The 20,284-nt window shown below is 65.2% G+C and carries 19 protein-coding genes; 9 read left to right on the top strand and 10 right to left on the bottom strand.

The genetic code is table 11. The features are described 5' to 3' along the window. Positions 1–43: 43 nt before the first annotated feature. The gene (locus tag SJY41_RS01255) at positions 44–823 is read right to left on the bottom strand and encodes a metallophosphoesterase family protein (RefSeq protein ID WP_380778377.1); all 780 of its coding nucleotides are present in this window, start codon (positions 821–823) and stop codon (positions 44–46) included. Then, on the bottom strand, positions 816–1,910 hold the full coding sequence (locus SJY41_RS01250) for a catalase family protein (protein WP_380778375.1): 1,095 nt from the start codon (positions 1,908–1,910) through the stop codon (positions 816–818). Before SJY41_RS01250 ends, SJY41_RS01255 begins: the two co-directional genes overlap by 8 nt. A gap of 140 nt (positions 1,911–2,050) precedes the next feature. On the opposite strand from SJY41_RS01250, the gene SJY41_RS01245 reads away from it, so the two are divergent. The 4 genes from SJY41_RS01245 to SJY41_RS01230 all read left to right on the top strand — a co-directional run bounded on the left by SJY41_RS01245 (position 2,051) and on the right by SJY41_RS01230 (position 5,181). Beyond that, entirely contained in the window at positions 2,051–2,725 is a 675-nt protein-coding gene (locus SJY41_RS01245) for a fumarylacetoacetate hydrolase family protein (protein WP_380778373.1), read from the top strand. A 72-nt stretch (positions 2,726–2,797) separates the two neighbouring features. Then, complete coding sequence (locus SJY41_RS01240) at positions 2,798–3,691, top strand: SDR family oxidoreductase (RefSeq protein WP_380778371.1); 894 nt, start codon at positions 2,798–2,800, stop codon at positions 3,689–3,691. A gap of 138 nt (positions 3,692–3,829) precedes the next feature. Further along, complete coding sequence (locus SJY41_RS01235) at positions 3,830–4,963, top strand: PepSY-associated TM helix domain-containing protein (RefSeq protein ID WP_380778370.1); 1,134 nt, start codon at positions 3,830–3,832, stop codon at positions 4,961–4,963. Continuing rightward, a complete protein-coding gene (locus tag SJY41_RS01230) occupies positions 4,960–5,181 on the top strand; it encodes a hypothetical protein (RefSeq protein WP_380778368.1) in 222 nt (73 codons plus the stop codon). The genes SJY41_RS01235 and SJY41_RS01230 overlap by 4 nt, the downstream gene beginning before the upstream one ends. A gap of 2 nt (positions 5,182–5,183) precedes the next feature. On the opposite strand, the gene SJY41_RS01225 is transcribed toward SJY41_RS01230, so the two are convergent. Next, the gene (locus tag SJY41_RS01225; protein WP_380778367.1) at positions 5,184–5,786 is read right to left on the bottom strand and encodes a hypothetical protein; all 603 of its coding nucleotides are present in this window, start codon (positions 5,784–5,786) and stop codon (positions 5,184–5,186) included. Between the two features lie 112 nt (positions 5,787–5,898). On the opposite strand from SJY41_RS01225, the gene SJY41_RS01220 reads away from it, so the two are divergent. Both SJY41_RS01220 and SJY41_RS01215 read left to right on the top strand, forming a co-directional pair. Continuing rightward, positions 5,899–6,564: a response regulator gene (locus tag SJY41_RS01220; protein WP_380778365.1), complete on the top strand. Its 666-nt coding sequence runs from the start codon at positions 5,899–5,901 to the stop codon at positions 6,562–6,564. Positions 6,565–6,584: 20 nt separating this feature from the next. Beyond that, entirely contained in the window at positions 6,585–7,925 is a 1,341-nt protein-coding gene (locus SJY41_RS01215; RefSeq protein ID WP_380778364.1) for a sensor histidine kinase, read from the top strand. A gap of 2 nt (positions 7,926–7,927) precedes the next feature. On the opposite strand, the gene araD1 is transcribed toward SJY41_RS01215, so the two are convergent. Next, positions 7,928–8,920 (bottom strand): AraD1 family protein, encoded by a 993-nt coding sequence (gene araD1, locus SJY41_RS01210; protein ID WP_380778362.1) that lies wholly within the window; start codon positions 8,918–8,920, stop codon positions 7,928–7,930. 131 nt (positions 8,921–9,051) lie between these two features. On the opposite strand from araD1, the gene SJY41_RS01205 reads away from it, so the two are divergent. Further along, positions 9,052–9,837 carry a FadR/GntR family transcriptional regulator gene (locus SJY41_RS01205; RefSeq protein WP_380778361.1) on the top strand — a complete coding sequence of 262 codons (786 nt, stop codon included), beginning with the start codon at positions 9,052–9,054 and terminating at the stop codon, positions 9,835–9,837. 7 nt (positions 9,838–9,844) lie between these two features. On the opposite strand, the gene SJY41_RS01200 is transcribed toward SJY41_RS01205, so the two are convergent. Then, positions 9,845–11,164 carry a sugar MFS transporter gene (locus SJY41_RS01200; protein ID WP_380778359.1) on the bottom strand — a complete coding sequence of 440 codons (1,320 nt, stop codon included), beginning with the start codon at positions 11,162–11,164 and terminating at the stop codon, positions 9,845–9,847. Positions 11,165–11,291: 127 nt separating this feature from the next. On the opposite strand from SJY41_RS01200, the gene SJY41_RS01195 reads away from it, so the two are divergent. Further along, positions 11,292–12,449 (top strand): aldose epimerase family protein, encoded by a 1,158-nt coding sequence (locus SJY41_RS01195; protein ID WP_380778357.1) that lies wholly within the window; start codon positions 11,292–11,294, stop codon positions 12,447–12,449. Positions 12,450–12,469: 20 nt separating this feature from the next. Beyond that, positions 12,470–14,260, top strand: coding sequence for an IlvD/Edd family dehydratase (locus tag SJY41_RS01190; protein WP_380778355.1), 1,791 nt, complete (start codon positions 12,470–12,472; stop codon positions 14,258–14,260). Here the strand turns inward: SJY41_RS01190 and SJY41_RS01185 are convergent. The 5 genes from SJY41_RS01185 to SJY41_RS01165 form a co-directional block, all read right to left on the bottom strand. Next, complete coding sequence (locus SJY41_RS01185) at positions 14,254–14,715, bottom strand: MaoC family dehydratase (RefSeq protein WP_380778353.1); 462 nt, start codon at positions 14,713–14,715, stop codon at positions 14,254–14,256. The two genes, SJY41_RS01190 and SJY41_RS01185, sit on opposite strands and share 7 nt — an antisense overlap. Then, a complete protein-coding gene (locus SJY41_RS01180; protein ID WP_380778351.1) occupies positions 14,715–16,652 on the bottom strand; it encodes an acetyl/propionyl/methylcrotonyl-CoA carboxylase subunit alpha in 1,938 nt (645 codons plus the stop codon). Before SJY41_RS01180 ends, SJY41_RS01185 begins: the two co-directional genes overlap by 1 nt. 135 nt (positions 16,653–16,787) lie before the next feature. Beyond that, on the bottom strand, positions 16,788–17,270 hold the full coding sequence (locus tag SJY41_RS01175) for a nuclear transport factor 2 family protein (protein WP_380778349.1): 483 nt from the start codon (positions 17,268–17,270) through the stop codon (positions 16,788–16,790). Between the two features lie 4 nt (positions 17,271–17,274). Next, positions 17,275–18,876 carry a carboxyl transferase domain-containing protein gene (locus SJY41_RS01170; protein WP_380778348.1) on the bottom strand — a complete coding sequence of 534 codons (1,602 nt, stop codon included), beginning with the start codon at positions 18,874–18,876 and terminating at the stop codon, positions 17,275–17,277. A gap of 154 nt (positions 18,877–19,030) precedes the next feature. Beyond that, positions 19,031–20,197 carry an isovaleryl-CoA dehydrogenase gene (locus SJY41_RS01165; RefSeq protein ID WP_380778346.1) on the bottom strand — a complete coding sequence of 389 codons (1,167 nt, stop codon included), beginning with the start codon at positions 20,195–20,197 and terminating at the stop codon, positions 19,031–19,033. Positions 20,198–20,284: the final 87 nt, after the last annotated feature.

Here is a 20,284-nt window from a genome sequence, read left to right as displayed (position 1 = left end):
GAATCCACGTCAAGACCGTGCGGATCGGACCGCGACCAAGCCGCTAGAACGGACTGGTGATCGAGTGCTTGGCTTCAGGCGACAGCGTTCGCGCCAACGTCTCGAACCGCCCGCCGGTAACCCTGATCTCGTTGAACGCCGGCGGACTTCCCCGTGTTCGTTTTGACAGGGTCCCAGCCCCGATCATTCGGATTGTCCGCCCTTCGCGTTCGACAGGCACGTCGAACGGATCGTGGACATGCCCCGACAATACCGCGTGCGCGCCCGCCTCGGCGAGAGCGGTAAGCGCTTCGTCACCGTTGCGCGTCTTCGCGGTGCCGGTCGTGCCGCCTTCGATCAGTGGATGATGCGCGCCGATAAAGATCAGATTTCCCTTGGGCACGTCTGCGATCATCGCCAAGGCGCGCGTGAGCGAACCGGGACTCACGCGCCCCTTGGACCAGTTCCACCGCCACTGCGCGCGCGCGGTAGTCTTCAACGGCACGACCGTCAGGCCCGGTAGCTCCAGCGGCCGCTCGATCATCTTCTCGACCGCGGCATAACGCTGGTAGGGCGCGAAGATGCGGCGGAACGGATCCCAGTAATAGGGGATATCGTGATTGCCGACCTCCAGCGTGACTGGGACCCCCAGCGAGCGGAGCCAATCCCCGCCGCGCTGGAATTCGTCCTTGGTAGCACGCATCGTCAGGTCGCCGGTCATGATGACTGCGTCCGGCTTTTCTACTGCCACGCGCTCGGAGAACCAGGCGATCGCCGCCGGGTCCTCCGCGCCGAAATGCACGTCACTGACGTGAAAGAGCTTCAATGCGGCGACGTCAGGCAAGTTCGGACAGCTTGGTCGGCTCGTGCATCGGGCAACCGTTGAACTTGCCGCGGAAGTTCGCCGACTGCTTATATGTTTCGTTGCGCGCGCGGTTGACTCCGCCGAGCGGTTGATGCGCGGTAATTCCGTGCCAGATGCTATACGACAGCGCGTCGTCGGTATGATCGGTCACGCCGTGTTCCCAGGAGAGTTGGGGCGGAACTTCGAGCGTCGCGACGGTCACGAATGGGCTCTCCTTCTCGTCCCACACCGCCGAGGCATCCTCGATCGGCATCTGCTCGAGGTCGGTGTTGAGCTGTACGCGGAACTCCCACGTGCCGCCATGCTCGATCATTTCCTCGCGGACGACCTCGCGCAGTGCATCCGGACGTGATGTGATATCGACGGTTTCGCCGGTCAGGCGGGTGAGGCCGGTAGAGACCGGGAACAGCGCAACCTTCGCGATATAGTCGCCGTGGCGAAACGGCGTCTGCGAGTAATAGGTTTCGCCCAGTGGGTGGACCGGCTTCGCGCCACCGAGCGTCTGCAACGTCGCCGACTGACCGCCAACCGCTTCCAGCGCGGACTCGACCACCCGGAAGGTAGCGGACATCGCCTTCTTCACACCCTCGAAACGATCGGTCGTCTTGGCGAGCAGCGTCAGGTTCTTCGAGAACGCCTTGGCATCGGGGGCGGAGAAGGCAGGGCCGTTGACCATGATGAAGTCCTGGGTCGTGTCGCCTTCGGACCCTGGCAGGCGCGCACCCTCGACATCGAGAATCTTCAATGCGAGGCCGCGTGGCAGGCTGACGCTATCGTCGAGGATATCACCGGCATTGGTTGAGATGCGGATCACCGCCTCGTGCGTACCCGGTGTAGCGAATATGCCTTGGGCGAGTTCGGCGGGAAGGTTGTCAGCTACCGTGAACGTGCCGCGCGCGATGCCGTGCGCTTTGGCGTGGACCGAGCGGACGGCGTGGCCATAATCCTGTGACGTGGTCTCAAGGATTTCCTGGAAAGATCCCTCCAGTGTCTTCAGCGTTTCCTGCTCGTCGGGTGCGATCGTCTCGACAGAAGGATCGAAACGGACGGGCTGCGTGCTCGGCATGAGGGTATCTCCAGTTGGTACCTAGCCGTAACCCATTGACCGGAAAGACGTTCCACCTCCGTTGCAAACCGAGCTGTTGCCAACCCAATCCGTTGCAAATCGCGCGCGTGCGGCTGATGACCACGGACGAAGGAGTCAGCATGCAAATCCCAGACATCACCGTGCCGACGATCGCGATTGCCGGCTCGGCCGACCGCTTCCCCGTCCGCCGAATCTTCTGCGTCGGCCAGAACTATGCCGACCACGCGCGCGAAATGGGCTCCGACCCTGATCGGCAACAGCCTTTCTTTTTCGCCAAACCCGCAGACGCGGTCGTCGCCAACGGCAGCACCCTTCCCTTTCCCTTGCTGACTGAAGACCTGCATCACGAAGTCGAACTGGTCATCGCGCTCGGCGCGGGTGGCGCGAACGTTCCGGCCGGCGATGCGGCGGCGTTGATCTTCGGTGCGGCGGTCGGCATTGACCTCACGCGACGCGACCTGCAGGCCGTCGCAAAGAAAGCCGGCCGCCCCTGGGACATGGCCAAGGGCTTCGATCGCTCGGCGCCGATCGCCGCGCTGACGCCGGGTGTGCCAGCCGATAACGGTATGATCGCGCTCGACGTGGACGGCGAGACGCGCCAGTCAGGCGACCTGTCGATGATGATCTGGAGCGTCCCCGAAATCATCGCGACGCTGTCGACCTATGTCGAGCTTGCAGCCGGCGACCTGATCTTTACGGGCACCCCTGCCGGCGTCGGTCCGATCCTGCGAGGCCAAAGCGTGCGCGCGACCATTGATGGGTTCGAGCCGCTGACGGTGACATTCGCGCGCTGATCCCGCGCGGACGGCACGCAACCAACCGGCTCGACATGGGTTGCCCCTGCTCAATCTTCACAGGAGCAACCCATGGCCGATCGCCTCACCATGCAGGATCCCCGCACCCAGTATCCGCAGCCCCCCTTTCCGCAGCAGCCGCAGGAAGCGCCCGGCATCGCGTCGAAGATGGACCCGAAGCCCGATCACGGTGAAACCAGCTACAAGGGTTCGGGCAAGCTGACGGGGCGGAAAGCGCTGATCACCGGGGGTGACAGCGGCATCGGGCGCGCAGCGGCGATCGCCTATGCGCGCGAAGGCGCCGACGTTGCCATCGTCTACCTCCCTGCCGAGGAAGCCGATGCAAAGGAAGTCATCGCGCTGATCGAAGCCGAGGGTCGCAAGGGCATCGCGTTGCCGGGCGACGTGACCGACGAATCTTTCTGCCGCGCCGCCGTACAGAAGGCGGTCGACGGTCTGGGCGGGCTGGACGTGCTCGTCGTCAATGCCGGACGCCAGCAGACCCGGCCGTCGGTCGCCGAGCTGTCGACCGAGGATTTCGACAAGACGATGAAGACCAACCTGTATGCGCTGCATTGGTTCGCGCAGGCCGCCGTGCCACATCTTCCGGCAGGCGCGGCGGTCATCACGACCGCGTCGGTGCAGGGCTATGATCCGTCGGACAGCCTGCTCGACTATGCGACGACCAAGGCGGGGATCACCGCCTATACCAAGGGTCTAGCCAAGCAGTTGATCGAGAAGGGCATCCGCGCCAACATCGTCGCGCCGGGCCCGTTCTGGACGGTATTGCAACCGAGCGGCGGGCAGCCGCAGGAGAAGGTCGAGACGTTTGGGTCGAAGAGCCAGTTCGGTCGCCCCGGTCAGCCGGTCGAGATCGCGCCGGTCTATGTGCTGCTCGCCTCGCAGGAGGGAAGCTACATCACCGGTGAGGTCTATGGTGTGACCGGCGGTGCAGGCGTCGCGTAAGATCGACTAGGTTTGACCCTCCCCTACCGGGGGAGGGTCAGCAGACTCCGCCTAGACCGCTATTGCACATCGTTATCACTTCTGTACCTGTATGTCGGTGACCGTCCGCGAAGCCAAATCATCCGAAACTATCCACGCGTGACACGCGGCACGATCAAGGCTTGGTATCTCGTCCACAAGTGGACGAGCCTGATCTGCACCGCGTTCCTGCTCATGCTGTGCGTGACCGGCCTGCCACTGATCTTCCATCACGAGATCGACGCGTGGCTCGATCCCCCCGCCCTGCTCGCAGCGCTGCCTGCCGGCACACCGCCGCTGTCGCTCGACACGATCCTCGCGCGGGCCGCGAAGACGGCGCCAGGCAATATCCCTCTCTATCTCAGCTTCGACGACGAGCGGCCGATCGTCTATGTCACCAGCGGCCCCACGCCCGATGCCGCCCCTGCGCAAATGCACTTCATGGGCCTCGACGCGCGCACGGGCGAGGCGATGCCGCCTTACGTCTCCGGGGTGATGGACTTCATCCTGAAGCTCCACACCGACATGTTGCTCGGCTTTTGGGCGGAGATATTCCTCGGGTTCATGGGGTTGCTCTTCTTCGCGGCAGTCGTCTCAGGCGTGGTGCTCTACGCGCCGTTCATGGCCAAGCTCGACTTCGGCACGCTGCGGCGCGGACGCAGCAAGCGGCTCGGATGGCTCGATCGGCATAATCTGCTCGGCATCGTCACGCTCGCATGGGCCAGCGTCGTCGGCGTGACGGGGACGATCAACACCTTCGTCGTTCCAATCACCGCGATCTGGAAATCGAACGGCCTCGCCGAGATCATGGCGAGCGAAACGCGCACGCCGCTCGCGGCCGGGCGCGCGTCGGTGCAGGCTGCGCTCGATGCGGTGCAGCGCAGGGCGCCAGGCATGAAGCCGCAGTTCATCGCCTTCCCCGGCGTCGTCTTCAGCAGCAAGCACCATTACGCCGTGTTCTTTCACGGCACGACGCCGCTGACGTCGAAGCTGCTGCTGCCGGGATTCGTCGATGCAGCCACCGGGCGGCTCGACGCGGTGACGCCGATGCCGTGGTACATGCAGGCGATGCTGCTCGCGCAGCCGCTGCACTTCGGCGATTATGGCGGGCTGGCGATGAAGATCGTCTGGGCGTTGTTCGACGTGCTGACGATCATCGTGCTGGGCAGCGGGCTGTATCTGTGGATCTGCCGTCGCGGCGGTCCGAGCGACCAGCGCGTACGCGAAGTCGTCATGGCGGGCGACATCGCGTGAGCCACAAGACCAACCGCCAGATCTTTGGCGTACCGATCCTGCTCGGGATCGCGACGCTGCTGGGCCTCGGTGCAGGGCTGGTCGGCGATGGCGGCTGGGACGACGCGGCGGGGCTGTTGCTCGCCGCCCCATTGGTCGTGACGGCGTGGTATTGGCGACGTCCGGCGACGTCCAGACGCAGGGAAACGCGAAGTCAGCGTATAGCCGACTCCGCGTAGGGTCAGGTTGCGGGCGTGGCTCGCGGCGCGGGTGCCGCAGCTGCACCGGGTGTGATCGTCGGCTGCGGTGGTGCCAAGCCGGCAGGCGGCGGAGGTGCACCGGGGCCACGATCCTGACGACCATCCGGACCACCATCCGGGCCACCGTCGCGGTCCGGACCATGACCGGGCCCGTGATGACCGCGTGGCGGACCACCGAGCGGGCCGAGCGCCGTCACCTTGCCACCAGCGCCGACCAGGAACGACGCATGGACGAAGCCATGCTCGAACCGGCCCTGGATCGTGACCGGCTGGCCAGCCGCGACCAGCGTGCCATCTTCACCTTCGCGGCCGAGATCGACCAGCGCGCGACCGGTCGGATCGGCCATCACGAACTTGTTGCCATAGATTTCGGCGACGGTGCCCCGAATCGTGACGATGCCGTCGGACTGGAGCGATCGGATCGCGACCGGGGTAGCCGGCGCCATCGTCACGCTCGGACGGGTCGCCGCGACGGTCACGGCGCCGGCCGCTCCGCCGACGACAAGCAGGCCGGCTGCAGCGAGTGCGATCCGGTTGCGGCGGAAGTTGAAGCGCCCGGGGGCAGTATGGGACTGTTCGATCACTTGCGTCGTTCCTCTCATTGGTTGACGAATCACCGTTTAGACGCGCGCTGCCGACGCCCGCTGAACCAAGCCGTTCAGTTTCCGTTGGGCTTGAGGACATAGGGACATCGGCATGCGGGTATTATTGGTCGAAGACGATGCGGTGATTGCCGACGGGCTCGCGCGGGCCTTGCGCTCCGAGCATTTCGCGGTCGACGTGGCCAGCAACGGCGAGGATGGCAGCCATCTCGGCGCCACCGAACTCTACGACGCCGCCGTGCTCGATCTCGGCCTCCCCAAGCGCGACGGGCTGTCGGTGCTACGCGACTGGCGCGCGGCGGACCGCCACCTGCCGGTCCTGATCCTCACCGCGCGCGATGGCTGGTCGGAAAAGGTCGAGGGCTTCAAGGCGGGCGCCGACGACTATGTGGTGAAGCCCTTCCGCGTCGAGGAGGTCGTGATGCGCCTTCGCGCGCTCGTCCGCCGTGCAGCGGGGCACGCGGCATCGCGCGTCACCTGCGGCCCGCTCACGTTCGATGCGCAGCTCGGTACGTTCGAACTGAATGGCCTGCCGTTGAAGCTGACCGCCTTCGAATGGCGCGTCCTGTCCGCCCTGATACTGCGTCGCGAAGTGGTGATCGAACGCGCGGGTCTCATCGAGCGCGTCTACGAAGGAGATGCCGATGTCGACTCGAACTCGATCGAAGTCATCATCGGCCGGTTGCGGCGCAAGATCGGCGCACAGATGATCGAGACCGTGCGCGGACGGGGATATCGGCTGACGGCCGACGGAGCATGAGCATCCGTAAGCCATCGCTCGTGCCCCGTTCTTTATTCGGTCGCATGCTGGGACTCGCGGCGATCTCCACGGTGCTCGCGCTCGTTTTCGCGGGCGTGACCATAGGGCATGTCCTCGAACGGTTCGTGATGCACGGACTCGACGAGAGGCTCGACGCTCAGGTGACGGTGCTCGCACGCGCGGTTCGTCCCGACGCGACCCTCGATCGCGCGAGGGTCGTCGACTTGGCCGGGTTCGGCACGCCTGGTTCAGGCTGGGCATGGCAGGTCGCGGGGCCCGCGGGTAGCTGGCGCAGTAGCGCCACCCCGCTATCGTCAGTGCCCGCGGCACGTCGAATGGACCGCGCCGCCCCCGGCGGGCCGGAAGACCATGGACCGCGACCCGGCGAAAGCCGTGCCAAAAACGGCGAACGCCTCCATTCGCGTACGTCGAGCGTCCCGACCGGTCTCGGTCTCGTCACGATCACCGCGGTCGGACCGCGCAGGATCGTCGAGGCGCCGTTGCGTGAGGCGATCTTGCCCCTGCTCGGTTCTCTCGCATTGCTGGGAGGCGGGCTGACCCTCGCGACGGTGTTGCAGCTTCGGATCGGCTTCAAGCCCTTGCGCGATCTGCGCGCTTCGCTGGCGGCCGTGCGAGCCGGCACGGAACGCCATGTGCCAACAGGCCAACCCGGCGAACTCGAGCCACTGGTTACCGAGCTAAACGCATTGATCGATCAGAACGCCTCGGGGCTGGCGCATGCGCGGCAACACGTTGCCAATCTGGCTCATGGCCTGAAGACCCCACTGGCCGCACTGTCGCTGAAACTTGCCGAAGCTGGTGCTACCGACGACGTTCGCGACATGGTGGACCAGATCGACCGCCGAATCCGCCATCATCTGGGTCGCGCCCGCGTCGATGCCGGAGGTATGGGAACGCGCATGCAGACGCCGCTTGCCCCCGCGATCGTCGATCTCGTCGGGACCTTACGCCGGATCCACGCCGAACGACCGCTTCGGGTGGAAATCGGGGTACCGACCGATCTGACGGTCGCGATCGACGCGCAGGATCTGGACGAAATGATCGGCAACCTGCTCGACAATGCGTGGCGGCATGCGTCGACCGCGATATCGATAGCGGCGACGACCCGCGACGCTGCGGTGTCGCTGTCGATCGCCGATGACGGACCCGGCCTCGATGGGACGGCGATGACTCACGCGATGATGCCGGGCCGCCGCCTGGACGAAAGCGGCGAAGGATATGGCTTTGGCCTGTCGATCGCGCGCGAACTAGCCGAACTGAACGGCGGCGCGCTCTCGCTAGACCGGTCACCGACGCTCGGTGGCTTGGTGGTTTGCCTGACGCTACCGTTGCGCAGCTGAGGTCACAGCGGCCGAACCACGACGTCTACCGGCGAGGCAGCGGCCAAGGCGTTACGCAACGGCAACGTAAACGGCGCGGCCTCGATCTCGAAAATATCGCCTTCCCGGGTCGTCACGCCCTCGCTGAAGGACAGGGTTGCCGTGCCGAAGAAGTGGACGTGGACGTCACCGGGACGACGGAACAGGGCGTATTTGAAATGATGCGCCTCAAGATTGGCGATCGTGTGCGACATGTTCGCTTCGCCCGACAGGAACGGCTTTTCCCACAGCAGTTCGCCATCCCGGTGGATACGGCTCATGCCCTCGACGTGATCGGGGATCGAACCGGTCAGCAGTTCGGGACCAAGCGCAGCCTGCCGCAGTTTCGAATGCGCGAGCCAAAGATAATTGTGTCGCTCGGTCACATGGTCGCTGAATTCGTTGGCAAGGCAAATGCCGAGCCGAAACGGAGTCCCGTCCGGACCGATCAGATAGACGCCGGCGAGCTCGGGCTCCTCGCCGCCGTCCTGCGCGAACGCGGGACTGGTCAGCTTGCCGCCGGGCGCAATCAGTCCCGAACCGTCACCCTTGTAGAACCATTCGGGCTGCTGCCCCGTTTCGCCGGGCGCCGGCTTGCCGCCGGCAACGCCGTCGAGGAACATGCGCATCGAGTCGGTCTGCGTCTGCGCCGCAGCGGCCGCGCGGTGCATCTTGTCGCGACCTTCCGCCGAGCCGAGATGCGTGAGGCCGGTGCCGGTCATGATCAGATGCGCGGGATCGACATGGTCGATCGGCGATAACAGGCGTCCCGCAGCCAGCCCCGCCGCAATGTCGACGGGCGCGCCGGCCCCGCAATCCTGGACTGCCGTCGCCAAGTCGACACCGTTAGCGATCGCACGTTCGGCAAGTTCGCGAACGCTGTCCACGCCCGGGACGAACGCGGCCTGGTTCGACGTGGCCGCAATCACCGATCGCGTTCCATCGACCGCCCTATGCTGCAACAGACGCAATCCCATTGTCTCAACTCCTGTAAGCGGCATACAGCGGCAAACCCTATTACTCGGAGTAGCTAAAGCGCTGGCGATTGACAATCTTTGCCGTTCCTCCCGACGGTTGCGACTGGTACGCCAAGCGAGGAGCCATATGCATGAAGACTATTGCTGATCCTCAGACACCGTTAGCGGCAACACCGGATACGCCAACGGAGGCGCCCGAGGCCGCCGCCCGCGCGCCGCGCGGTACCGGACGGCGGCTTCACGGGGCGATCGCCTACAAGCTGGGCACTGCGATCCTGTCCGGCGAATATGCTCCCGGCGACATCCTGTCGGGTGAGGTCGCATTTTCGGCGGCGCTCGACGTATCGCGTAGCGCGTACCGCGAGGCGGTGCAGGTACTGACAGCCAAGGGGCTCGTGGAAAGCCGTCCGAAGGCGGGTACGCGCGTCCTGCCCCGCAATCGCTGGAACCTGCTGGATCCCGACGTGCTCGCCTGGGCGTTTGCTGGCGAGCCCGACATCGCCTTCATTCGCGGCTTGTTCGAGTTGCGCGGGATCGTCGAACCGGCCGCCTGCGCGCTCGCTGCGGAGCGCCGCGAGCGGTCCGACATCAAGATCATGCGGGACTCGATCGCAGCCATGCGACGGCATACGCTGGCAACGGAAGCCGGACGCGCGGCCGACCGCGAGTTCCACGACGCGATCCTCAACGCGACGCGCAACGACGCGTTGATCGTGCTGAGCGCCAGCATCGGCGCCGCAGTAAGCTGGACGACGCAATTCAAGCAGCGCCAGCGCGCCCTGCCGCGCAATCCGATCCCCGATCACATCAAGGTTCTGGATGCGATCGCCGCAGGCGACGCCGCCGCCGCCAGTGCCGCGATGCGGCTACTGGTCGACTTGGCGTTCGAGGATACGCAACTTTCCATGACGCGCTAGAACACGGTCAACGCGCGGACTGATCCGGCAGCGCGCTGGTCGTCCGCGATCCCCAGACCGCATAGAACAGCACATAGAGTTCGCACGCGGCGGTCAGCAGGAACGAGGTCTGCAAACCATAAGTGTCGGCCAGCCACCCCTGGACGATCACCAGAGCACCGCCCGCGATCGCCATGATGAGAAGGCCCGAACCCTCTTCGGTCAGCGGACCAAGCCCCTTGATCCCAAGCGTGAAAATCGTGGGAAACATGATCGAGTGGAACAACCCGACCGAGATCAGCGCCCACATCGCGACGTGACCGGTGGTGAAGGTGGCGATCAACATGACGACGCACGCCCCGATGCTGGCAAATGCCAGTACGCGCTCGGCCGGGATCGTCCGCATGACGACGCTGCCGATCAGCCGGCCGACCATCATGCCGCCCCACAGGATGAACAGATAGTGCGACGCCTGCTCGTGCGTCAGGTTGCCGATCTGTGGTTGGCTGACAAAGTTGATGAACAGGTTAGCAACGCCGATTTCAGCTATCAGATAAATGAAGATGGCCGGGATGCCGAACACCAGGTTGCGGTGCGACCATAAGGACAGGCCCCTGCGATCCGCCTTGGCCGAACGCTGCGTCGCCGACCCCATTGCGGGTAGCGGAAACCGTGCGATCACGACTGCCAGCACGACGAGGACGGCCGCGACGATAAGATACGGCAATACGACCGACTGCGCGTCGGCGAACCGCTCCGCCTGCGACAACGTCGCGGTCGAGCCGGCTGCGGCCGTGCCCGACGTCGAACGACCGAGAATGAGATACCCGCCGAACAGCGGCGCGAGCGTCGCGCCGGCCGAGTTGAACGCCTGGACGAGGTTCAGTCGCGACGACGCCGTTTCGGGCGGCCCGACGACTGCGACATACGGGTTCGCCGCGACCTGGAGCAGCGTGATACCGCTGGCGATCACGAACAAGGCTACCAGGGTAACGCCGTAGGACGGCAGCCGCGCGGCCGGCACCATCATCAGCGCACCGACCGCCATGAGGCCGAGACCGAACACCATCGATTTTTGATAGCCGATCCGCTCGATCAACTTCGCGGACGGGATCGACGCGAAGAAATAGGCGATGAACCAGACGCTCTCGATCAGCGTCGTCTGCGTGTAGCTCAGGTCGAACACGCTGCGAAGGTGCGGCAACAGCGTGTTGTTGATGACGGTGATGAAGCCCCACATGAAGAACAGGCTGGCGAGCAGCGTCAATGCGGACCGGTAGCTAGGCTCCGACTTCGCCGTGCCGCGGTCGTCGCGGACGTCCGTATCGGTGTGTATTGGCAGCGCCATTCTCGTCCATCCTCCGCGTCAGGTCGGCGACCGATCGATAGTCTATCCACCGCATGACTTGCTCGTAAATATATTGTCTGACTATATGGGCGAACAAGGCGCGTCAACGGCGTCGGGAGGATCAACGATGGGAACCACCATGCGTGCGTCGAAGAAGGTCGGGTTTGCAGCGGTCGCCTTGCTGGCCACGCTTTGGGCGCAAGCCTCGACTGCTGCCGACGCGAAACGCGCTTCCGCGGGTACGCTGGCCGACGGTACTGCAATCGAAGCGGTCACGCTCAGCAACGCGCACGGCGTCTCGGCGCGAATCCTATCGTACGGCGCAACGCTCCAATCGTTGATGGGCCCGGACCGCACCGGCAGGATCGCGGACGTCATGCTCGGCTATGACGACCTGGCGTCCTATGTCGACCATCCCAATTTCTTCGGCGTGACGGTCGGACGTTATGCCAACCGCATCGCCGGTGGCCGCTTCACGCTTGACGGCAAAGCCTATCAATTGCCGATCAACGACAAGGTCAATTCGCTGCATGGCGGCGGGAAAGGCTTCGATAAAGTTGCCTGGAAGATCGTATCGGCAACGAACGGTCCGACCGCGACGCTCGTGCTGGGCTACCGCAGTCCGGATGGCGACTCGGGCTATCCCGGCAATCTCGACGTCACCGTCACCTACACGCTCGACGAAGCCGGCAATCTCGGCATCGCCTATGATGCGAAGACCGACAAGCCGACGATCGTCAACATGACCAACCACGCGATCTTCAATCTCGCCGGCGAAGGCTCGGCGGGCGGCGCATACGGCCACCGGCTGACGATCCCCGCCAAGGCGATCACACCGGTCGACGATACGCTGATCCCGACCGGTACGCTGCAACCCGTCGCCGGCACCGTGTTCGATTTCCGCAACGGTCGTATCGTCGGCGAGGGGGTTCGCGACGGTCGCGACCAGCAGATCCGCTACGGGCACGGCTACGACCATAATTTCGCGCTGGATAAGGGACTGACCGCGAAGCCAGAACTGGCCGCACGGCTGGAGGACCCTGCCTCGGGCCGCGTGCTGGAAGTGCTAACGACCGAGCCGGGCGTGCAATTCTATACCGGCAATTTCCTTGATGGCACGTTCATCGGCAAGAAGGGACATCTGTACCGGATGGGCGACGGCATCGCGCTTGAACCGCAGAAATTCCCGGATGCGCCGAACAAGCCGAACTTCGTTTCCGCCCGCGTCGATCCGGGCAAGCCGTATCACCACGCGATGATCTACCGCCTTTCCGTCGCCCGCTGATATCTCCAGAAAGCTCCTCGATGACTGACATGCCCAAGCTTCGTTCGCGCGCGTGGTTCGACAACCCCGAGAACATCGACATGACCGCGCTTTATCTGGAGCGCTATCTGAACTTCGGGCTGTCCCTTGAGGAACTGCGCTCGGGCAAGCCGATCATCGGCATCGCGCAGACCGGCAGCGACCTGTCGCCATGTAACCGTCACCACCTCGTTCTCGCCGAACGTCTGCGCGAGGGCATCCGCGAGGCGGGCGGCATCGCGCTGGAGTTCCCGGTCCACCCGATCCAGGAAACCGGCAAGCGGCCGACCGCCGGCCTCGACCGCAACCTTGCCTATCTCGCGCTGGTCGAGGTGCTGTACGGCTATCCGCTCGACGGGGTCGTGCTGACGATCGGCTGCGACAAGACCACGCCGGCGTGCCTCATGGCGGCGGCAACCGTAAACATCCCGGCGATTGCGCTGTCCGTGGGCCCGATGCTCAACGGCTGGCACAAGGGCGAGCGGACCGGCTCGGGCACGATCGTCTGGAAGGCGCGCGAACTGCTCGCGACCGGCGCGATCGACGACGAGGGCTTCATCAAGCTCGTCGCCTCGTCGGCGCCGTCGACCGGCTATTGCAACACGATGGGCACCGCGACGACGATGAACAGCCTTGCCGAGGCGCTCGGCATGCAGCTGCCAGGCTCGGCCGCGATCCCCGCGCCGTACCGCGATCGTCAGGAGGTTGCTTATCGAACCGGCAAGCGGATCGTCGACATGGTCGCCGAGGACCTGAAGCCGTCGGACATTCTTACGAAGGAGGCGTTCCACAATGCGATCGTCGTCAATTCGGCGATCGGCGGCTCGACCAACGCGCCGATCCATCTCGCCGCGATCGCGCGCCACATCGGCGTCGACCTGCCGATCGACGATTGGCAGACCTACGGCCACAAGGTGCCGCTGATGGTCAATCTCCAGCCCGCCGGCGAGTATCTCGGTGAGGATTATTACCATGCCGGCGGTGTCCCCGCGGTGGTCGCCGAGCTGATGAAGCAGGGCTTAATCCATGAAGATGCGATGACCTCGAACGGCAAGTCGATCGGCGACAATTGCCGCAACGCGACGATCGAGGACGAGCGCGTCATCCGCCCGTTCGCGACACCGTTGCTGGAGGATGCCGGCTTCATCGTGCTGCGCGGCAATTTGTTCGACTCCGCGATCATGAAGACCAGCGTGATTTCGCCGGAGTTCCGCGAGCGCTATCTGTCCAACCCGGATGATCTCGAGGCGTTCGAGGGCCCCGCGGTCGTGTTCGACGGCCCCGAGGACTATCACCACCGGATCGACGACCCCTCGCTCGGCATCACCACCGATACGCTGCTGTTCATGCGCGGAGCCGGCCCGATCGGCTATCCGGGCGCCGCAGAAGTCGTCAACATGCGCCCGCCCGCCTATCTGATCCGCGAAGGCGTCCACGCGCTCCCCTGCATCGGCGACGGGCGGCAGTCGGGCACGTCGGGGTCGCCGTCGATCCTCAATGCTTCGCCCGAGGCGGCGGCGATGGGTGGGCTTGCGCTGATCCGCACAGGCGACCGCGTCCGGATCGATCTCGCCAAGGGATCGGCCAACGTGCTGATCGCCGACGACGAGCTTGCCGAACGTCGTCGTGCGCTGACCGAGGCCGGCGGCTATGCCTATCCCCGCTCGCAGACTCCATGGCAGGAAATTCAGCGCGCGACCGTTGGCCAGATGGAGACCGGCGCTATCCTCGAAGGTGCCGAGAAGTATCAGCGGATCGCACAGACGATGGGCCTACCGCGCGACAATCACTGAGGCACACCAGCTCGCCGCTCGATCAGGGCGGTGCGCAGGCATTGGCAGACGATCTCGCCACGCTGGTTGATGAGCCGGTGCGTAAAGGTGACGATGCCGGCGTTGGGGCGGGACTTGCTAGGCTTTAGCTCGGTCACTTCGCTTTCGCAGCGCATCGTGTCACCGATGAACACGGGCTTCGGGTGCACCAGCTTGTCGTAGCCGAGATTGGCGACGAGCGTCCCGAGCGTCGTCTCCCCGACCGACAGACCGACCATCAGCGCGAAGGTGAAGGTGCCGTTGACGAGGATCCGGCCGAACTCGCTCGCCTTCGCCGCCTCGATGTCGAGGTGGAGCGGCTGCGGGTTGTGCGTCATCGTCGAGAACAGGAGGTTGTCCGTCTCGGTCACCGTGCGGCGGATCTCGTGCTCGATCCGGTCGCCGATGCTCCAGTCGTCGAAATAGCGGCCGGCCATCAGGAATCCTTCTCGATGCGGACGAGCATGGTGCCCTCGGTCACCTGCCCGCCCTCGACCGCGTTGAGGTCCGCGACGACGCCGTCGAACGGCGCGGTCAGCGAATGCTCCATCTTCATCGCCTCGAGCGTGACGAGCTTCTGGCCCTTGGTGACGGTATCGCCCGCTGCCACGTTGACCGCGATGATGCGGCCCGGCATCGGCGATAGGATCGCACCGTCCGCCGCTGCGCCGGCCATGACTCCGTCGGAACGCAACCGCGTGAACAGATAGCTTTCGCCCATGTCAGCGACCAGAATGCGATCGTCCTTGATGATCGTTGACAGCATCGCTGACTTTTCAACTACGCGATCGACCACGAACGTCGAACCGTCGCGCGTCAACGCAACCCGGATTCGAGGTTCGGCTGCCATTCGGAAGCCGGCCAGCGACCGCCAAACCGAACCTGGATAAGGCTCGGGTTGGCGTCGAGCTTCGTACTGCCAGAGCTGGACGGAGCCTGCGTCGCCCATCTCGTCGTGGAGCACCGCCATCGCAGCGCACTCGATCGCCGCGGCGGAGGGTTCGCCGGACCCTACAAGCTCGGCCTCGTGGTTCGCGATGAACCCCGTATCGATGGTTCCCAACAGGAAATCCGCAGACGACAGCGCGCGTGCCAGGAACGCGGCGTTGGTTTTGACGGGCGCCACGATGGAGTTTCGACAGGCGTTCGCAAGCCCATAGGCCGCGGAATCACGCGAACGGCCATGGCTGATTAGCTTGGCGATCATCGGGTCGTAGAAAGGTGAAATCTCGCTGCCGAGGGCGACGCCTGTTTCGGTACGAATGAGATGACTCTCACCGATCGAGAAGAAATCGAGTTTACCTATCGATGGCAGAAACCCGCTCGCGGGATCCTCGGCATACAACCGCGCCTCGATCGCCCAACCGTCGATGCTCAACTCGTCCTGACGCTTGGGCAAGGGCTCGCCCGACGCGACGCGGAGTTGCCATTCGACGAGGTCCTGGCCGGTGATCTCTTCGGTGACAGGATGCTCGACCTGCAACCGGGTGTTCATTTCCATGAACCAGATGCGGTCGGCACGGAGGCCTTCGCTGGCGTCGGCGATGAACTCGATCGTGCCGGCGCCGACGTAATCGACCGCTTTGGCCGCCTTTACCGCGGCGGCACAGATGGCCTCGCGGGTGGCGGCGTCCATGCCGGGCGCGGGCGCTTCCTCGATCACTTTCTGGTGACGGCGCTGGAGCGAGCAGTCGCGTTCGAACAGATGGACGACGTTGCCGTGGCTGTCGCCGAAGACCTGCACTTCGATATGGCGCGGCGAGAGGATGTATTTCTCGATCAGCACGTCGGTGTTGCCGAACGACGATGCCGCCTCGCGCTGGCACGAGACGAGGGAGTCGACGAACTCGGTGGCCGTATCGACGCGGCGCATGCCCTTGCCGCCGCCGCCGGCGACAGCCTTGATGAGGACGGGGTAGCCGATCGCGTCGGCCTCCATCTTCAGACGCTCGGGGGACTGATCCTCGCCGAGATAGCCCGGCGTGACGGGCACGCCAGCGGCGATCATGCGCTGTTTGGCCGCGTCCTTGAGGCCCATCGCGCGGATGCTGTCGGGGTTGGGGCCGACCCAGATCAGCCCGGCGTCGAGCACGGCTTGGGCGAAGTCGGCGTTCTCCGACAGGAAGCCGTAGCCGGGGTGGATAGCCGCGGCACCGGTCTGCTTCGCGGCGGCGATGATGCGGTCGCCGACGAGGTAGCTCTCGCGCGCTGGGGAGGCACCGATGTGCACGGCTTCGTCGGCCTGGCGGACGTGGAGCGCGTTCGCGTCGGCGTCCGAATAGACCGCGATCGTGCGGATGCCGAGCGCCCTTGCAGTGCGGATGATGCGGCAGGCGATCTCGCCGCGATTGGCGATCAGGAGCGATGTCAGCATGTCAGACTCCATGATCCCAAACCTGCCCGTCACCCAAACCGAGCCCGTCACCCCAGCGAAAGCTGGGGTCTCGTGCGGCTAGGGGGCGGACAGAAACGGGGAGACCCCAGCTTTCGCTGGGGTGACGGGCGAGGCTCATTGCCCGCAGCCGGTGGTGCGCTTCGACCAGGTGAGGTTGGCGATCTTCCAGCGCCCGGCTTCGCGGACCATGTCGAAATGGTCGGTGCCGCAATGCGAGACCTTGCCGTCGATCGTGAAGACGTAGGGCGACCAGACCATCGCGATGTCGCCGTCGATGTCGACCGCGGTATCGGTGAGGCGCTCGGCGTAGCGCTCGGGGCCGGGCTTGATCGATGCGGCGAACTCGGCCCAGCTGGTGCGGCGGACCGAGCGGGTGCCTTCGGGCTTGGCCTCGACGACGGTGGCGCCGCCGTCGAGGCGGACCTCTGCGAGGATCGCCTGCCCGTCGCGGGCCGCTAGAGCTGCGAAGAGCGCGTCGATCGGGACCATCACGCCGGCCTCTTCGGTCATTGCCGCGGGCGGCAGGCCGGTGCCTTTGACGATCGGCTGGACCGGGGTGATCTGTCCGGCGATCAGGAGAAGTGACAGCAGGATCATCGGGTTACATCCTGAACACGCCGAACGCGGGGCGTTCGGGGATGGGAGCGTTGAGCGTTGCGGCGAAGGCCAGGCCGAGCACGTCGCGGGTCTGGGCGGGGTCGATGATGCCGTCGTCCCACAGCCGCGCGGTGGCGTACCAGGGGTTGCCCTCGTCCTCGTATTTCTGCCGAACCGGTGCCTTGAAGGCTTCGGCCTGTTCGGGGGTCCAACTGTCCGCGTCGCGGTGGACGGTGGCGAGGACGGAGGCGGCCTGCTCGCCGCCCATCACGCTGATCCGGCTGTTGGGCCAGGTGAACAGGAAGCGCGGCGAATAGGCACGGCCGCACATGCCGTAATTGCCCGCGCCGAAGCTGCCGCCGATCAGGACAGTGATTTTCGGGACGGTCGCGGTGGCGACGGCCGTGACGAGCTTGGCGCCATGCTTGGCGATGCCCTCCGCCTCGTATTTGCCGCCGACCATGAAGCCGGAGATGTTCTGGAGGAACAGCAGCGGGATGCGGCGCTGACAGGCGAGCTCGATGAAATGCGCGCCCTTCTGTGCGCTCTCGCTGAACAGCACGCCGTTGTTGGCGAGGATCGCGACCGGGATGCCCCAGATATGCGCGAACCCGCAGACGAGCGAGGTCCCATAGAGCGCCTTAAACTCGTGGAACTCGCTGCCGTCGACCAGTCGCGCGATGACCTCATGGACGTCGTAGGGCGCGCGGACGTCGCTGGGGACGATGCCGTACAGCTCTTCGGGCGCGAACTTCGGCGGCCTGGGTTGCTGGAGGTTCACCGCGGTCTGCGCCTGCGGTTGCAGCGTCGAGACGATGTCGCGGACGATCGTCAGCGCGTGCTCGTCGTTCTCGGCGACGTGATCGACCACGCCCGAGCGGCGGGCATGCGTGTCGGCGCCGCCCAGTTCCTCAGCCGAGATGACCTCCCCGGTCGCGGCCTTTACGAGCGGCGGGCCGGCGAGGAAGATCGTCCCCTGCCCGCGGACGATGATCGTCTCGTCGGACATTGCGGGGACGTACGCGCCGCCGGCGGTGCAGCTGCCCATGACACAGGCGATCTGCGGGATGCCAAGCGCGGACATGTTGGCCTGATTGAAGAAGATGCGGCCGAAATGATCGCGGTCGGGGAAGACCTCGGCCTGGTGCGGCAGGTTCGCGCCGCCGCTGTCGACGAGGTAGATGCAGGGGAGGCGGTTTTCCTGCGCGATCTCCTGTGCGCGGAGGTGCTTCTTGACGGTCAGCGGGAAGTAGGTGCCGCCCTTCACGGTCGCGTCGTTGCAGACGATCATGCACTGGCGGCCGGAGACGCGGCCGATGCCGATGATCAGGCCGGCGCTGGGGACTTCGTCGTCGTAGAGGCCGTTTGCGACGAGCTGGCCGATTTCGAGAAACGGCGAGCCGGGGTCGAGCAGGCGTTCGACGCGGTCGCGCGGGAGGAGCTTGCCGCGCGACGTGTGGCGCTCGCGGGACTTGGCGTTGCCGCCTAGCGCGGTGCGGGCGACGTCCTCGCGAAGGGTTTCGGCGAGTGCGCGGTTGTGGGTCGCGTTGGCGCGGAAGGTTTCGCTGTTGGGGGACAGTGCGGAGGTGAGGACGGGCGCGGTCACTTGCCCCTCTCCCCTCGGGGGAGAGGGAAGGAGGAGCGCAGCGACGGGAGGGTGAGGGCACGTTTGACGAACGCCCGTGCCCTCACCCTCCCACCCGGCTGCGCCGTGCGGGCCCCTCCCTCTCCCCTGCAGGGAGAGGGGTTCAAAGCAGCGCTCACTGCGCCACCTTCGGGGCGGCACCTATCAACTCGCGGCCGATCAGCATCCGGCGAATCTCGTTCGTGCCCGCTCCGATGTCGAGCAACTTCGCATCCCGCATGAACCGCTCGACGGGCCAGTCCTTGGTATACCCTGCCCCACCCAGCGCCTGGATCGACTCGAGCGACACCTTCACCGCGCTCTCGCTTGCCAGCAGGATCGCGCCCGCCGCGTCGAACCGGGTCGTCTTGCCCGCATCGCACGACTTCGCCACCGCATAGACGTACGCACGTGCCGAGCTGAGCGCGACGTACATGTCGGCGACCTTCGCCTGGATCAGCTGGAACTGGCCGATCGCCGTGCCGAACTGCTTCCGCTCGCGCACATAGGGGATCACGACGTCGAGGCACGCCTGCATGATGCCGAGCTGGATCCCGGCCAGCACCGCGCGCTCATAGTCGAGGCCCGACATCAGCACGCCGACGCCGCCATTCTCCGGGCCCATGACGTTCTCGGCCGGGACCACGCAATCGGTAAAGACGAGTTCGGCGGTGGGCGACCCGCGCATCCCCATCTTGTCGATCTTCTGGCCGATCGAGAAGCCCGGCATGTCCTTCTCGATCAGGAACGCGGTGATCCCGCGCGAGCCTTCGCCAGTCTTCGCGTAGACGACCAGAGTGTCGGCATAGGCCGCGTTGGTGATCCAGAACTTCGTGCCGTTGAGGACGTAGCCGGTATCGGTCTTCACCGCTTTCAGCTTCATCGAGACGACGTCGGAGCCGGCGCCGGCCTCGGACATGGCGAGGCTGCCGACATGCTCGCCCGACACGAGCTTGGGCAGATACTTGGCCTTCTGTTCGAGGTTGCCCCAGCGGCGGATCTGGTTGACGCAGAGATTGGAGTGCGCGCCGTAGCTGAGCCCGATCGAGGCGGACGCGCGCGAGACTTCCTCGACCGCGACGACGTGTTCGAGATAGCCGAGGCCGAGGCCGCCAAACTCTTCCTCGACAGTGATGCCGTGCAGCCCGAGTTCGCCCATCGCCGGCCACAGTTCGCGCGGAAACCAGTCGTCGGCGTCGATCTTCGCCGCCAAGGGCGCGATCTTGTCGGTGGCGAAGCGGTGCGTGCTCTCACGGATCATGTCCGCGGATTCGCCGAGCGCGAAATCGAAATCGGGTATCATGCAGCCTCTCCAGACCTTGTGTTGCGGCCATGATACTCGGTCGCGGTCCCCGAGAGAAATTGATACGACCGAACACATGCGATAGAT

Origin of the sequence: Sphingomonas sp. R86520 (assembly GCF_042466285.1) — a bacterium.
In the GTDB taxonomy this organism is placed as follows: domain Bacteria; phylum Pseudomonadota; class Alphaproteobacteria; order Sphingomonadales; family Sphingomonadaceae; genus Sphingomonas.
Note: the sequence above shows the minus strand (reverse complement) of the source record. Positions and strands in the feature narration are given on the sequence as shown.